Below are 13,668 nucleotides of genomic sequence, written 5' to 3'. Positions count from 1 at the left end.
GGGCGCGCCAGCATGATCACGGTTCTTGCCTTCTACCTCTTCGCCGCTTTGACGGTACTGGCCGGCGCCTGCACTATCCTGGCCCGCAATCCGGTCCACTCGGTGCTGTGGCTGATCGTCGCCTTCTTCAACGCGGCCGGGCTGATGGTACTGGTTGGGGCAGAGTTCATCGCGATGCTGCTGGTCATCGTCTACGTCGGCGCGGTCGCGGTGCTGTTCCTGTTCGTGGTGATGATGCTCGACATCGATTTTGCCCAGCTGCGCGCCGGCTTCATCCGCAATTTCCCGCTCGGCCTGCTGCTCGCCGTAGTGCTGCTCGCAGAAATGGGCATCGGCATCGGTGCGTGGAGCGTGGGTGGGATCAAGCTTGGCGTGGCCGATGGCTCCGCTCCCACAGACGCTGCGGCCAGCAATATCGAGGCGATCGGGATGCTGCTCTACAGCAAATACCTGTTCCTGTTCGAAGCGGCCGGCGTGCTGCTGCTGGTCGCCATGGTCGGCGCGATCGTGCTGACCCACCGTCAGCGCGCAGGCGTGCGCGGCCAGAACATCGGCCGCCAGATCGCCCGCCGTCCGGGCGAAGCGACGGTCAACGCCAGTCCCGAAGTGGGCAAGGGGGTAGTGCTGTGATCGGTATCGGCCATTACGTCACCGTCAGCTCGATCCTGTTCGTGCTGGGGGTGCTGGGGATCTTCCTCAACCGCAAGAACGTCATCATCATCCTGATGGCAATCGAGCTGATCCTGCTGGCGGTCAACATCAACCTGGTGGCCTTTTCCAGCTATCTGCACGACCTGACCGGGCAGATTTTCGCCATGTTCGTGCTGACCGTGGCGGCGGGCGAGGCGGCTGTCGGGCTGGCCATCCTGGTCATCTATTTCCGTGATCGCGGCACCATCGCGGTCGACGACGTCCACAACCTGAAGGGGTAAGGTACCAGTGGATCCGATCCTCTTCATCGTTTTCCTGCCGCTGCTGGCCGCGATCGTCGCCGGACTGGGCAACCGCGCGCTCGGCAATGTCGCGGCAAAGAGCGTGACCACCGGCGCGTTGTTCATCGCCTGCGCGCTCAGCTGGCCGATCTTTCTGGGCTTCCTTGGCGGCCACGCCGAGCCGCACGTGGTGCCGGTGCTGCACTGGGTGCAGTCGGGCGCGCTGACCTTCGACTGGGCGCTGCGGGTCGATACGCTGACTGCGGTGATGCTGGTGGTGGTGACTTCGGTCTCGGCGCTGGTCCACCTCTATTCGTGGGGCTACATGGCCGAGGATCCGGATCAGCCGCGGTTCTTCGCCTACCTGTCGCTGTTTACTTTCGCCATGCTGATGCTGGTGACCGCCGACAACCTGGTCCAGATGTTCTTTGGCTGGGAAGGGGTCGGCCTCGCCTCGTACCTGCTGATCGGGTTCTGGTTCAGGAAGCCCAGCGCCAGCGCCGCCGCGATCAAGGCCTTCGTGGTCAACCGCGTTGGCGACCTTGGTTTCATGCTCGGCATTTTCGGCACGTTCCTGGTGTTCAACACCGTTTCGATCCCAGAAATCCTGGTCCGCGCCCCCGGCATGGCCGGATCGACGATCCATTTCCTCGGCATGCAGTGGGACACGATGACGATCCTGTGCGTGCTGCTGTTCATCGGCGCGATGGGCAAGTCGGCGCAGCTTGGGCTGCACACCTGGCTGCCCGACGCGATGGAAGGCCCGACCCCGGTGTCGGCGCTGATCCACGCCGCGACGATGGTCACCGCCGGGGTCTTCATGGTCTGCCGCCTGTCGCCGATGTTCGCCGCCAGCCCGGCGGCGATGGCGGTGGTCACCTGCGTTGGCGCGGCGACGCTGTTCTTCGCCGCGACGATCGGTACCACCCAGTGGGACATCAAGCGGGTCATCGCCTATTCGACCTGCAGCCAGCTGGGTTACATGTTCGTCGCCGCGGGCGTCGGTGCGCCCGGCGCGGCGATGTTCCATCTGTTCACGCACGCCTTCTTCAAGGCGCTGCTGTTCCTGGGTGCAGGCAGCGTAATCCACGCCATGCACCACGAGCAGGACATGCGTTTCTACGGCGGGCTCAGGAAGCAGATCCCCTGGACCTTCTGGGCGATGATGGCAGGCACCCTGGCGATCACCGGGGTCGGGATCGTCGACGTGTTCGGTTTCGCCGGGTTCTATTCGAAGGACTCCATCCTCGAGGCGGCCTATGCCTCGGCCAGCGAGAGCGGCCGCTTCGGCTTCTACATGGGCATTTTCGCGGCGTTGCTGACCAGCTTCTATTCGTGGCGCTTGGTCTTCCTGACCTTCTATGGCAAACCGCGCTGGGCCGGATCCGAGCACATTCAGCACGCGGTGCACGGCGATCATCATGGCCACGACAGCCACGCGCACGGCCATCACGACGACGGCACCGCGGGATATCATCCGCACGAAAGCCCGCTCAACATGCTGGTTCCGCTGGTGTTGCTGTCGACCGGGGCGGTGCTGGCCGGCTTTGCCTTCCACCACGCCTTCATCAGCGAAGGCGCGGGCCATTTCTGGAAGGGCAGCGTGGCCTTCAGCGAAGAGCTGATCCACCACATGCACGGCGTGCCGACCTGGGTTAAGTGGGCGCCTTTCGTGGTGATGCTTGCGGGCTTCCTGACCGCGTACCAGTTCTACATTCGCAGGCCCGAATTGCCGGCGCAGGTCGCGACGCAGCTCGGCGGGCTCTATCGCTTCGTCTACAACAAGTGGTACTTTGACGAGCTGTATGATCGGATCTTCGTTAAACCGGCATTCTGGCTGGGGCAGAAGTTCTGGAAATGGGGCGACATCGGCGTCATCGACCGCTTCGGGCCGAACGGCGCAGCCTGGGCCGTGGCGCAGGGCAGCCGCTTCGCGCAGCGCTTCCAGTCGGGCTATCTCTACACATATGCGCTGGTCATGCTGCTGGGCCTGACTGCGGCGATCAGCTGGGTGATGGTGCACTAATGGCGGGCTTTCCCATCCTTTCGCTGATGCTCGGCGTGCCGCTGGTCGCGGCCATCGCGTGCCTGTTGGTCGAGGCCAAGGCAGCGCGCTGGATCGCGCTGTTGGCAACCCTGATCAACTTCGCGCTCGGCGTCGTGCTGTGGTGCAATTACGAAGTCGGCGGGGCGCAGTGGCAGTTTACCGAGAACGTCGCGCTGTTCGCGGGCTTCTCTTGGAAGCTGGGCATCGACGGGATCGCCTTGCTGCTGATCGAGCTTTCCGTGTTCCTGATGCCGGTTTGCATCGGCGCCTCGTGGCTGTCGATCGAGAAGCGCGTCGGCGAATACATGGCGGCATTCCTGCTGATGGAAACTCTGATGATCGGCGTGTTCACCGCGCAGGACCTGTTCCTGTTCTACATCATGTTCGAAGCCGGTCTGATCCCGATGTACCTGATCATCGGTATCTGGGGCGGGGCGGACCGGATCTATGCCAGCTACAAGTTCTTCCTCTACACCCTGCTCGGCTCGGTGCTGATGCTGATCGCGATGCTGTGGATGGTGAACGAGGCCGGGACGACCGACATTCCGACACTGATGGCCTATGACTTCCCGGTCGGGGCGCAGAAGTGGCTGTGGCTGGCCTTCTTCGCCAGCTTCGCGGTCAAGATGCCGATGTGGCCGGTCCACACCTGGCTGCCCGATGCCCACGTCCAGGCGCCGACCGCTGGTTCGGTGATCCTGGCTGGGGTGCTGCTCAAGATGGGCGGCTATGGCTTCATCCGCTTCTCGCTGCCGATGTTCCCGGAAGCGAGCGCCCAGTTTGCCCCGCTGATCTTCGCGCTGTCGATGATCGCGGTGATCGCCACCAGCCTGATCGCTCTGGTCCAGCACGACATGAAGAAGCTCATCGCCTATTCCTCGGTCGCGCACATGGCGATCGTGACGATCGGGCTGTTTGCCTTCAACGTCCAAGGTCTGGAAGGCGCGATGATCGTCATGCTCAGCCACGGCCTGGTATCGGGCGCGCTATTCCTCGCGGTCGGAGTGATCTACGACCGGCTCCACACCCGCGAGATCGACCGCTACGGCGGACTGGCGATCAACATGCCGAAGTATGCGCTGTTCTTCATGCTGTTCACCATGGCATCGGTCGGCCTGCCGGGGACCAGCGGCTTCGTTGGCGAATTCCTGGCGCTGGCCGGGATCTACCAGTTGTCGAGCTGGGTCGCGCTGGTCTGCGGCACCGGGGTTATCCTGGGGGCAGCCTATATGCTATATCTCTATCGCCGGGTGATCTTCGGAACGCAGAAAAATGCCGATGCCGCAGCCATGCCCGATCTCGATCTGCGCGAATGGCTGATGATGGCGCCGATCGCCGCCGCGGTGCTGTGGATGGGGGTTTATCCCGAAAGCTTCCTGAAGCCGATGCGGCAGGACATTGCCGCGCTCGATGCGCGGCTGTCGCAGGCCAGGCCGGCGGGCGATGCGCGGCTGACTGCCGCCAAGCCCGGCGCTGTTGCCACCGAACACGAGAATTCCGCGCATGAGGGGGCGCACTGATGGACTGGTCCCAGTCGCTGCGCCTGGTTGCGCCTGAAGAATTGTTGAGCGTCACCGGTCTGGTGCTGCTGCTCGGCGCTGCCTGGTCGAAGGGCGTGCGCGATGCCCGTGCGGTCACCTGGCTGTCGGTGCTGGCGCTGTTCGTCGCCGGTGTCATGGTCGCGCCCTCGCTGTGCGGCGGCCTGCGTGGGGCAGAGGCTGATGCCTTTGGCGGGCTCTATTCCGGCGATGCCTTCGCTGCCTTCGCCAAATTGCTGATCTTTGCCGCGGCGGGTGCCAGCCTGCTGGTTGCGCCGGCATTCTTCGAGAAGGCGCGGGCGATGCGCGCCGAATTCCCGGTGCTGGTACTTTTTGCCGTCGCCGGCATGTGCATGATGGTCTCGGCCACCAACCTGCTCACGCTCTATGTCGGGCTCGAACTTAACTCGCTCGCCGCTTATGTGCTCGCCGCGTTTCTCAAGAACGACCAGCGTTCGGCCGAGGCGGGGCTCAAGTATTTCGTGCTTGGTGCGCTGGCCAGCGGCATCCTGCTGTTCGGGATGAGCCTGGTCTATGGCTTCACCGGCACCACCAGCTTCGCCGGGATCGCCGCCGCGCTGGGTGGGGGCATGTCGACCGGCGCGACGTTCGGCGTGGTCTTTGTCCTCGCCGGGCTCGCGTTCAAGATCAGTGCCGTGCCGTTCCACATGTGGACCCCGGATGTCTACGAAGGTGCGCCGACCCCGGTCACACTGTTCTTCGCCTCGGCGCCCAAGGTGGCGGCGCTGGCACTGACCATGCGCGTTACGCTTGGCGCTTTCGGCAGCCAGACCGCCGCATGGCAGCAGATCGTGATTGTTGTTTCGCTGATGTCGATCGTGGTTGGTGCCCTTGGCGCCATCGGCCAGAATAACCTCAAGCGCCTGCTCGCCTATTCCTCGATCAACAACGTCGGCTTCCTGCTGATCGGCCTCGCCGCGGCCACACCAGCTGGCGCGTCAGCCATGCTGGTCTATCTTGCGATCTACGTCGCCATGACTGTCGGCGGTTTCGTCGCGGTGCTGATGCTCAAGGACCAGGACGGCAACCAGATCGAAGCACTGGCCGACATCGCCGGTCTCTCGCGTGAGCGCAAGGTGCTCGCCGCCTGCTTCGCCATGGTCATGTTCAGCCTGGCCGGTATCCCGCCGCTGTTCGGGTTCTGGGGCAAGTTCGTGGTCTTCCAGGCCGCGGTTCAGGCCGGACTGCTGCCGCTGGCGGTGATCGGCATCGCCGCCAGCGTGATCGGCGCGTTCTACTACCTTAAGGTCGTCAAGGTGATGTATTTCGACGAGCCGGTCGGCAAGGCGCTGGGCAAGAGCGACTGGGTCCACCAGTCGATCCTGCTGGTTGCCGCGCTGTTCATCTCGCCGCTGGGTTACCTGTTGACCAAATGGCTTGGCAATCTTGCGAACATCGCCGCTTCCACCCTGTTCCCGGGCGCTTGATCCAGTTCATCCCCGAAACCGGTTCGACCAACGCCGACCTCGCCGCGCGTCTGGCGGCGGGTGAGGGCTGGGCCGAGGGACGCTGGTTGGTGGTTGACCGGCAGAACGCCGGGAAGGGTCGACAGGGCCGGGCGTGGTTCGATGGATCGGGCAATTTCATGGGCTCGACGGTGGTGCACCTCGGCCCCGGCGATCCGCCGGCCCCGAGCCTGGCCTTGGTGGTCGGCCTGGCGGTGATCGAGACGATTGCCGATTTCGTCCCGCCGCCGCGCCGCGCCCTGCTCAAATGGCCCAACGACGTCATGATCGATGGCGCAAAGCTGTCCGGCGTTCTGCTCGAATCGAGCGGGCGCAGCGTGATCGTCGGCGTGGGGGTCAACCTTGCCGCCGCGCCGGATCTGCCAGATCGCGCAACTATTGCCTTGTCAGCCTTCGGTCCCGCTCCGGACCGCGATCTTTTTGCGCGCAATCTTGCCGGCAACCTAGCGACGGAGCTGGGGCGCTGGCGGAGCTACGGCCTTGCCCCGCTAATTGCGCGCTGGCTCGCCGCCGCCCATCCGCCAGGCACACCGCTGCGCGTCGGAGAACCGGGCGAAACGCCCACCAAAGGCACATTCGCCGGGCTTGCCGACGATGGAGCCTTGCAACTGCGGCTGCCAGACGGCACGACGCGCACGATCCATGCGGGCGAAATACGCCTCGCCTGAAAAGGAACCCGGCCATGCTGCTTGCGGTCGATAACGGCAATACCAACGTCAAGTTCGCCCTGGTCGATGACAGCGGGGCGATCGTCCAGCGCTGGCGCATTGCGACCGATATCAAGCGCACTGCCGATGAATACGCGGTGTGGCTGGTCCAGCTGCTTGAGATGGAGGGTTATTCGAAGCGCGACGTCAGCGCCGTGGTGATTGCCTCGGTGGTCCCGCGCGCGATTCATAACCTGCAGGAACTGTCGCAGAAGTACTTTGGCACCGAAGCGCTGATCGGCGGACGGGCCCCGGTCGAATGGGGCATTGCGCTGAAGGTGGACGAACCGCGCGCGCTGGGTGCCGATCGCGCCGTCAATGCCATCGCTGCCCACGCGCTTGAACCGGGGGACAAGATCGTCATCAGCTTCGGCACGGCGACCACCTTCGATCATATCGGCGCAGACGGCGCCTATCTGGGTGGCAGCATCGCCACCGGGGTCAGTCTGTCGCTCGACGCGCTCTACAACGCGGCGGCGATGTTGCCACGCATCGCGATTGAACCGCCGCCCGGCACCAGCGTCATTGGCCGCGATACGGTCAGCCAGATGCAGATCGGCATCTATTGGGGTTATGTTTCGATGATCGAGGGAATGATCGCGCGGATGAAGGCGGAGATCGGCCGGCCGGTGAAGGTCATTGCCACCGGCGGGCTGGCACCGCTGTTCCAGGCCCATGCCGATCTGTTCGACCGGGTCGAACCCGATCTGACCCTGCGCGGCGTTGCCCAGCTCTATGCCAATCGGACCATGGCATGACCCCTGGCGACGAACTGCTGTTTTGCGCTCTGGGCGGATCGGGCGAGATTGGCATGAACGTCAATCTCTATGGCTGCCAGGGTAAGTGGCTGATGGTCGATCTGGGCATGACCTTTGGTGCGAACGAATATCCGGGCATCGAGCTGGTTTTCGCCGACCTCGACTTCATCGAGCAGAACCGCAAGGATCTGCTCGGCGTCGTGCTGACCCACGCCCACGAAGATCACATTGGTGCCGTGCCCTATTTCGCCGAAGAGCTGGGCGTGCCGCTCTATGCAACGCCGTTCACCGCCAAACTTGTTGCCAACAAGCTTGCGGAAGCAGGAAATGCCGCCAGCGTCGAACTGAACGTGATCGATCACCTCGACCGGTTTGAGATCGGTCCGTTCGGCATTCGCTATGTCCCGTTGGCGCATTCGATTGCCGAGGGCAACGCGCTGCTGATCGACACGCCTTACGGCAAAATCTTCCATACCGGTGACTGGAAGCTGGATGACCGGCCGCTGGTCGGTACCCCAGCAACCGCGCAGGAACTGACCGCGATCGGTGATAGCGGTGTCCTGGCGCTGGTCTGCGATTCGACCAACGTCTTCAATCCCGAACCTTCGGGCTCCGAAGGCGATGTCCGCGACGGCCTGCTCGCCGAAGTTGCCAAGCACACCGGCAAGCGGGTGGTGGTGACCACATTTGCCTCCAACGTGGCGCGGCTCCAAACGCTGGGTGAAGTCGCGCGAGCGACCAAGCGCCAGCTCTGCGTTGCCGGCCGCTCGCTCGACCGGATCATCCGGACCGGTCAGGACTGCGGTTATCTGCAGGACCTGCCCCCGATCGTCGATTTCGATACCGCGATGGGCCTGCCGCGTGGCGATGTGCTGATCCTTGCCACCGGCGGGCAAGGCGAGCCGCGCGCGGCGCTGTCACGGATAGCCGAGGACAGCCATCCGATCGCGCTCGAATCCGGCGATGTCGTGCTGTTTTCCAGCCGGCAGATCCCGGGCAACGAGATCGCCATCGGTCGGATCCAGAACCGCCTGGCGGCGCGCAACATTGCCATTGTGACCGACCGGCAGAGCCACATCCACGTTTCGGGGCACCCCGGGCGGCCAGAGCTTGAAGCGCTTTATGGCTGGATCCGGCCCGAGATTCTGGTGCCGGTCCATGGCGAAGTACGTCACATGGCGGAACAGGCGCGGCTTGGCCGCAAATGCGGAATTCCCAAGGCGGTGGTGCAGCAGAATGGCGACCTGGTTCGTCTGGCGCCCGGCAAGCCTGGCAAGATCAGCGAAGTGCGGGCGGGTCGCCTCGTGCTGGACGGCGACATCATCACCCCTGCCAATGGCGAGGCGCAGGTCATGCGCCGCCGCCTCGCGCAAAGCGGTCTCGTTGTCGTCATTCTGGATGGCAAGGGGCGGGCCCATGTCGAAGCCATCGGACTGCCGCTGGACGAGGACATGGACGATTTTCTTGGCGAAGCCCGCGAAGATGTCGCGGCGGCCCTGTCTCGGCTCAAGGGCGGTCAGCGCCACGACCGGGAAGCCGTGTCCGAAGCGGCGCGGCTTGCGGCGCGCCGTGCGGCGCAGCGCTGGTCTGGCAAGAAGCCGCAGGTTCGCGTCATCATGCCGGAGTATTAGAAGCGATGAAATGGACGTCGATTATCGCGATCTACGCGCTGTTCTGGGTGCTGTCGGCCTTTATTATCCTGCCGTTCGGCGTGCGGACGCACGATGAGGCGGGCATCGCAAAGATCCCCGGGCAAGCCGACAGCGCGCCGGCCAACTTCGATCCGGCCCGCATCGCTCGGCGTGCAACCCTGCTCGCACTGGTGTTGTTCGGGCTCTATTACCTGAACTACGTCAATGGCTGGATCGGGATGGAGCTGTTCGACTTCTACCCCGGTCGCGAAGCTTAGTTTCGCAACCGTTCGATCGACTGCGCCAGCGCGACATAGAGCTTGCCCATATCCGAAGACAGCAGCGTCACCCCCAAGGCGTGGCCGTCCCGGGTGGATAGCAGTTGCCGAAGCATGGCTTCGAAATCGTGAATGTAGCGGCTGACGTTGTCGCGGAAACTGCGATCGTCCTCATAGAGCTGGGCAACGGCCTTTGCATCGGGCGTTTCCAGAAGCTTGACTGCGCGGCGGGTGAAGATGCCGCGGTCGCCCTTCAGATAGGCCGCCCAGGCCGTGTCCGAAACCTCGGAATCCATCGCCCGGGAAATATCGATGGCGTTTGAATTGAGCGATTCGTTGATTAGCGCGACCCGGCGGGCAAAGTCGTTGTCGACCTGCTCTTCGGCGCGGCTGCGGGCATGGGCCACCCGGCGCTCAAGGTTGCCCGCCAGCTCATTCACCTTGGCCAACTGATCGCGCAGCTGCAGCGCGGCCTCGCGGCTGACCCCGGCGGCGTGGGCGGCTGCCTGTTCAAGCTGCCCTGCCGCCTCCGCAGCACGGGCGCGCATGGCCTTGTCGATGGCCGCACCACTTTCTTCGCCCAGCCGCTCCGCCAGGTCGGACACGGCCTTGGCACTCATCTCTTCGATGCCGGCCACTGCATTGCGCGCAGCAGTGTTGAGCTGTTCGATCGCGGCAGCAAGTTGATCCTGCGCCAAGGCTGCCACGGCGACGCTCTGATTGCGCACCGCATCCAGGGATCCCGTCAGCTCGGCCAGTCCGTCAGAGTGATGGCGGGTGCTGGCCGCGATATCGGCATTGAACTTCGCAACCCGTTCGATCGTGCTGTCGAGATCGTCCGCGCTCTTGAGGACATGCGCCGACAAACTGGCGCCGTGACTGTCCGCCTGTTCGACGGTGCTGTGCAGGGCCAATGCGCGCTCTTCCAAGGCGGCCAGACGCGCTTCACCCACGCCAATCGCGGCCGGAAGATCGCTGCTGCTGTGCTCGACGCTCGCGCGGATCAATTCGAGCAGGCGCACACTGCCGTCGGTCAGTTCGGTTATCTCTGCCCCTGTACCGGACAGCGCGTCTCGGCTTGCGGCCAGCTTCTCGGCAAGCGTCGTCAGACTGGTCGACAATCCGGCTTCCGCCGCGCTGCCATGCGCCGCGATCTCGGTCATTCGGGCGGCGAACTGATCAAGCTGGTCCGCCATGGTCGCGGTTTGCTGGGCAAGGCGCTGGGCATGTGCGTCCTGCGCCTGCTGCCGCGCGGCAATGTCGGCATCCAGCGCGGCCAGACGCTCGCGCAGGCGTTCGGCAAAGGTTTCGTGGCGCAGGTCGAAATCCGTGCTGCGCTTTTCAACCTCGGCGAAGAACAGCGTGTCGCGTTCAGCCATGCGCGAATCCAGCTCGTCAGCCTCTGTCGCCAGAGTCGCCAGGCGCAGACGTGCAGAATCCATCGCCCTCTCGTCGATTTCGCCGACTTTGGTAATTGCTTCGCGCAGCCCGTCTTCAAGCCGGGCAATTGCCGCGCGCCAGGCTTCGGTCGCGGCACTCTCGCCATCGCGCAAAGCGCGGGTGATCGCGGCGCTTTCATCGCGCACCGCGCCAAGCCGCGAGCGCAGCGAGCTCAGGCTCTCGGCCTCATTGCTATCGAGATCCGTGCGCACGGCGGCCAGTTCTTCGCTCAGCGCCGCGGCACGGGTACGGATTGCGGCCAGCACAGCCACCTCGTCTGCGTCGAGCTGGGTCCGGAATTCCTCGCTGCGGCTCCCCAGCGCTGCGAAGCGGTCGGTCGCAATGGCGTCGAGTTGATCGGTCCGCTTTGTGAATTCGTCCAGAGTGGTATCGACCATTTCGCGCAGCGCTGCGACCTGGCGTTCGCTGGCCTGCCCGAACTGGTTGAGCCGGTTGAAGCCCTGGACCATCTCTTCGAGTTGACCCTTGGCCGTGCGCCCGGCCGTGGCAATGTTGTTGGTCACGTCCTTGGCGGCGCTGGCAATGACCGGCAGTTGCCCGCGCAGCTTCTCCATATTGTCGAGGGCCGCGGTGCTGACCGTCCCGATCGTGTCGAGCCGGGCGCCGTTGTCGTGAATCAGACTGGAAAGCTGCTCGGAATGGAGCGACAGGCGCTCGGTCGCGAGGCGGCCCAGTGCCTCAAGATCGCGCGCTTGCGAGGCCAGAAACTCACGCGCGAGGCTCAACTCGCTGTTCACGGTCGTCAGGCGGCGTTCGAGCTGGGCGGATTCCGCGCCAAGCAACTGCGCGGTTTCACCAAAGCGCTGTGCTTCGCGCCGGCTGTTGCGCATGGCAATCAGCCAGGCGACCCCGACCAGCAGAACCGGCATCGACCAGTCGCGGATCCAGCCGAGCCATTCGGCCGCACTGCCGCCGGCCAGCATCGCTGCCTGATTGACGATGAAAAACAACGCGGACCAACCGGCGATTGCAGACACCGCCAGCACCGCGGCGATGATCCCGATCGTGCTGCGGCGGGGAGGCGGCGGAGCCTCTTCCCACACGTCCTCGGCAACAAGAACGGTGTCGTCCTGGCTGTCCTGTTGCGGCTCGACCAGCGCACCGTCAGGCACGCCGGCATCGATGGCGACTATGCGCGATCCCCCGGTCATGGCACGAGTTTACCATGATGTGCCGCGCTTTAAACCCCACTTTAATGGTTTGCGACTAGCTGCATAAACCATGGCATATGAAGCAGGAGCACTGGACGCGACCCTCGCAGCAGCAGCAGGAGACGATCCTGCGCTTTTTTCCGAGCTCCGTCAGGCATTTATAGACAGTCTTTCGCAGCAGGTCGACCTATTGCGACGGTCGCGCTGCGACGGGAACTGGCAAATTGCGGCCTTGCGGCTGAAGGGTCTGGCCGCCAGCTTTCACGCCGAAGCGCTTATCGACATGGCTGAAGAGGCACTGCAGGCAGCGCCAGGTGAACCGACCGTGGTGCGCCGGATCCAGACATTTCTGGATGAATATTCACTGGGTTAGTCGGCGCCTGGCCGGCTACGCCGCCGTGACCCTTGGCAGATTGCTACACTCCGCCTAAACCGCGCGCTTGTCGCACAGCGCGGAGAGAGACGCTGCGGGTTGCCCTGCTGACAATGCTGGAAATGGCGGACGCGGCAACCCCGCGTGCGTTCCTGCGCGTCGGCGGCGTTACCGTGGCGCGCCAGCAGCTTGGACTGGCGCTCGACCTCAAATGTGAGCGGATTATCTGCCTGGCGCATGGCATGCGGCCGGAACTCGTCGATTTGCAGCACGAAGCCGAGGCGAACGGCGCACAATTTCATATCGTGCCGGGCGCGCGGGCCCTGCTTGGCCTGGTTACGGCAGTCGACACGCTTTTTGTCTTCGGCGACGGGCTGTTCGTTTCGAACGACGAGGCAGCAACATTGCTTGAAACCGGTGAAGGCGTGTTTGTCCAACCCATCGAACAGGGTCTGGCCGCCGGGTTCGAGCGGATCGATCTGAACAATGCCAGCGCCGCAGCCATGCGGATCCCCGGCCGCCTGGTCGAGGCTGTCGCCGATTTGCCAGCCGATTGCGACGCAGCCTCCGCCTTGCAGCGGGTCGCCCTGCAAAGCGGGCTGCGGCAACGGCCGATCCCGCCGGTCGACAACGGATCGGTCTTCTGGAGCCTGGTGCGCAGTGATGCCGATGCCCACGCTCTCGAACCGCAATGGATCCGCCAGCGGACCAGCGATGACCGACCGCTTAGTCCCTCGCGGGTCATCGCGCTCGGTTTCGTGCGAAAACTTGGCCCTGGCCTGATCCACGCTGGAAGCGGATCGACCCACCTTGGCATTGGCGCTGTGATGCTGATGCTTCTTGCCGCAGTTGCCGGGTGGTTCGGCTTTTTTGTCGCCGGATTGATCCTTGCCGCTTTTGCGTCAATCAGCGGCGAAGTTGCCGGATTGCTAGGCAGGGTAGAAGCGCAATCGATATACCGCCAGACGCGTCTGATAAAGGCGGACCGCGGCTTTGGCTGGATGATCGATGCCTTGCTTATCGGGTTGGCTGGTTTCGGTACGGCCAGCCAGCACGGCCAGACCGACTGGGACCGCTTGTTTCCGCCCTTCATGCTGATCGCGCTGCTGCGGATTTTGCCGCAAGTGATCGATCGGCGCTGGGCGGCATCTCTGGGTGACCGCGGCCTGCTTGCGCTTGGTCTTGCTTCAGCGCTGGCAGGCGGGGTCGGAAGCGTGGCCGTTCATGCCGGAGCCGTCGTCGCGGCCATCGCAGGAATCGTGCTTCCCCGCGTCACTAAGCGGCTAACGCGACCTTAACCCTGCC

The 13,668-nt window shown here is 64.1% G+C and carries 12 protein-coding genes; 11 read left to right on the top strand and 1 reads right to left on the bottom strand.

The features are described from left to right. Positions 1–12: 12 nt before the first annotated feature. Genes ACFFF7_RS07435 through ACFFF7_RS07395 form a run of 9 tightly spaced genes read left to right on the top strand, consistent with a single transcriptional unit; the run spans position 13 to position 9,378 of the window. The gene (locus ACFFF7_RS07435) at positions 13–630 is read left to right on the top strand and encodes an NADH-quinone oxidoreductase subunit J (protein WP_379480735.1); all 618 of its coding nucleotides are present in this window, start codon (positions 13–15) and stop codon (positions 628–630) included. Further along, entirely contained in the window at positions 627–932 is a 306-nt protein-coding gene (gene nuoK, locus ACFFF7_RS07430; RefSeq protein ID WP_296680862.1) for an NADH-quinone oxidoreductase subunit NuoK, read from the top strand. The genes ACFFF7_RS07435 and nuoK overlap by 4 nt, the downstream gene beginning before the upstream one ends. Before the next feature lie 7 nt (positions 933–939). Beyond that, entirely contained in the window at positions 940–2,958 is a 2,019-nt protein-coding gene (gene nuoL, locus ACFFF7_RS07425; protein ID WP_379480734.1) for an NADH-quinone oxidoreductase subunit L, read from the top strand. Next, complete coding sequence (locus tag ACFFF7_RS07420; protein WP_379480733.1) at positions 2,958–4,499, top strand: NADH-quinone oxidoreductase subunit M; 1,542 nt, start codon at positions 2,958–2,960, stop codon at positions 4,497–4,499. The genes nuoL and ACFFF7_RS07420 overlap by 1 nt, the downstream gene beginning before the upstream one ends. Continuing rightward, positions 4,499–5,965 carry an NADH-quinone oxidoreductase subunit NuoN gene (gene nuoN / locus ACFFF7_RS07415; RefSeq protein ID WP_379480732.1) on the top strand — a complete coding sequence of 489 codons (1,467 nt, stop codon included), beginning with the start codon at positions 4,499–4,501 and terminating at the stop codon, positions 5,963–5,965. Before ACFFF7_RS07420 ends, nuoN begins: the two co-directional genes overlap by 1 nt. Beyond that, on the top strand, positions 5,962–6,672 hold the full coding sequence (locus ACFFF7_RS07410) for a biotin--[acetyl-CoA-carboxylase] ligase (protein WP_379480731.1): 711 nt from the start codon (positions 5,962–5,964) through the stop codon (positions 6,670–6,672). The genes nuoN and ACFFF7_RS07410 overlap by 4 nt, the downstream gene beginning before the upstream one ends. Before the next feature lie 14 nt (positions 6,673–6,686). Next, complete coding sequence (locus tag ACFFF7_RS07405) at positions 6,687–7,469, top strand: type III pantothenate kinase (protein WP_379480730.1); 783 nt, start codon at positions 6,687–6,689, stop codon at positions 7,467–7,469. Then, complete coding sequence (locus tag ACFFF7_RS07400) at positions 7,466–9,100, top strand: ribonuclease J (protein ID WP_379480729.1); 1,635 nt, start codon at positions 7,466–7,468, stop codon at positions 9,098–9,100. Before ACFFF7_RS07405 ends, ACFFF7_RS07400 begins: the two co-directional genes overlap by 4 nt. A gap of 5 nt (positions 9,101–9,105) precedes the next feature. Beyond that, complete coding sequence (locus ACFFF7_RS07395) at positions 9,106–9,378, top strand: DUF1467 family protein (RefSeq protein WP_379480728.1); 273 nt, start codon at positions 9,106–9,108, stop codon at positions 9,376–9,378. On the opposite strand, the gene ACFFF7_RS07390 is transcribed toward ACFFF7_RS07395, so the two are convergent. After that, on the bottom strand, positions 9,375–11,990 hold the full coding sequence (locus tag ACFFF7_RS07390) for a coiled-coil domain-containing protein (RefSeq protein ID WP_379480727.1): 2,616 nt from the start codon (positions 11,988–11,990) through the stop codon (positions 9,375–9,377). The genes ACFFF7_RS07395 and ACFFF7_RS07390 overlap by 4 nt on opposite strands. A gap of 70 nt (positions 11,991–12,060) precedes the next feature. Between ACFFF7_RS07390 and ACFFF7_RS07385 the strand changes: the two genes are divergently transcribed. Together ACFFF7_RS07385 and ACFFF7_RS07380 are read left to right on the top strand one after the other, a co-directional pair. Beyond that, positions 12,061–12,363 carry an Hpt domain-containing protein gene (locus ACFFF7_RS07385; RefSeq protein ID WP_379480726.1) on the top strand — a complete coding sequence of 101 codons (303 nt, stop codon included), beginning with the start codon at positions 12,061–12,063 and terminating at the stop codon, positions 12,361–12,363. A gap of 122 nt (positions 12,364–12,485) precedes the next feature. Then, positions 12,486–13,661 carry a hypothetical protein gene (locus tag ACFFF7_RS07380; RefSeq protein WP_379480725.1) on the top strand — a complete coding sequence of 392 codons (1,176 nt, stop codon included), beginning with the start codon at positions 12,486–12,488 and terminating at the stop codon, positions 13,659–13,661. Positions 13,662–13,668: the final 7 nt, after the last annotated feature.

It is taken from the genome of Novosphingobium aquiterrae (genome assembly GCF_042434435.1).
Taxonomy (GTDB): domain Bacteria; phylum Pseudomonadota; class Alphaproteobacteria; order Sphingomonadales; family Sphingomonadaceae; genus Novosphingobium; species Novosphingobium aquiterrae.
This window is presented reverse-complemented; position numbering and strand designations above follow the sequence as displayed.

Excerpts from the sequence above, each read along its gene's own strand:
- nuoN (WP_379480732.1), top strand. The coding sequence starts at position 4,499 with ATGGACTGGTCCCAGTCGCTGCGCCTGGTTGCGCCTGAAGAATTGTTG.
- ACFFF7_RS07385 (WP_379480726.1), top strand. The coding sequence starts at position 12,061 with ATGGCATATGAAGCAGGAGCACTGGACGCGACCCTCGCAGCAGCAGCA.
- ACFFF7_RS07390 (WP_379480727.1), bottom strand. The coding sequence starts at position 11,990 with ATGACCGGGGGATCGCGCATAGTCGCCATCGATGCCGGCGTGCCTGAC.
- ACFFF7_RS07435 (WP_379480735.1), top strand. The coding sequence starts at position 13 with ATGATCACGGTTCTTGCCTTCTACCTCTTCGCCGCTTTGACGGTACTG.
- ACFFF7_RS07380 (WP_379480725.1), top strand. The coding sequence starts at position 12,486 with ATGGCGGACGCGGCAACCCCGCGTGCGTTCCTGCGCGTCGGCGGCGTT.
- ACFFF7_RS07420 (WP_379480733.1), top strand. The coding sequence starts at position 2,958 with ATGGCGGGCTTTCCCATCCTTTCGCTGATGCTCGGCGTGCCGCTGGTC.
- ACFFF7_RS07405 (WP_379480730.1), top strand. The coding sequence starts at position 6,687 with ATGCTGCTTGCGGTCGATAACGGCAATACCAACGTCAAGTTCGCCCTG.
- ACFFF7_RS07400 (WP_379480729.1), top strand. The coding sequence starts at position 7,466 with ATGACCCCTGGCGACGAACTGCTGTTTTGCGCTCTGGGCGGATCGGGC.
- ACFFF7_RS07395 (WP_379480728.1), top strand. The coding sequence starts at position 9,106 with ATGAAATGGACGTCGATTATCGCGATCTACGCGCTGTTCTGGGTGCTG.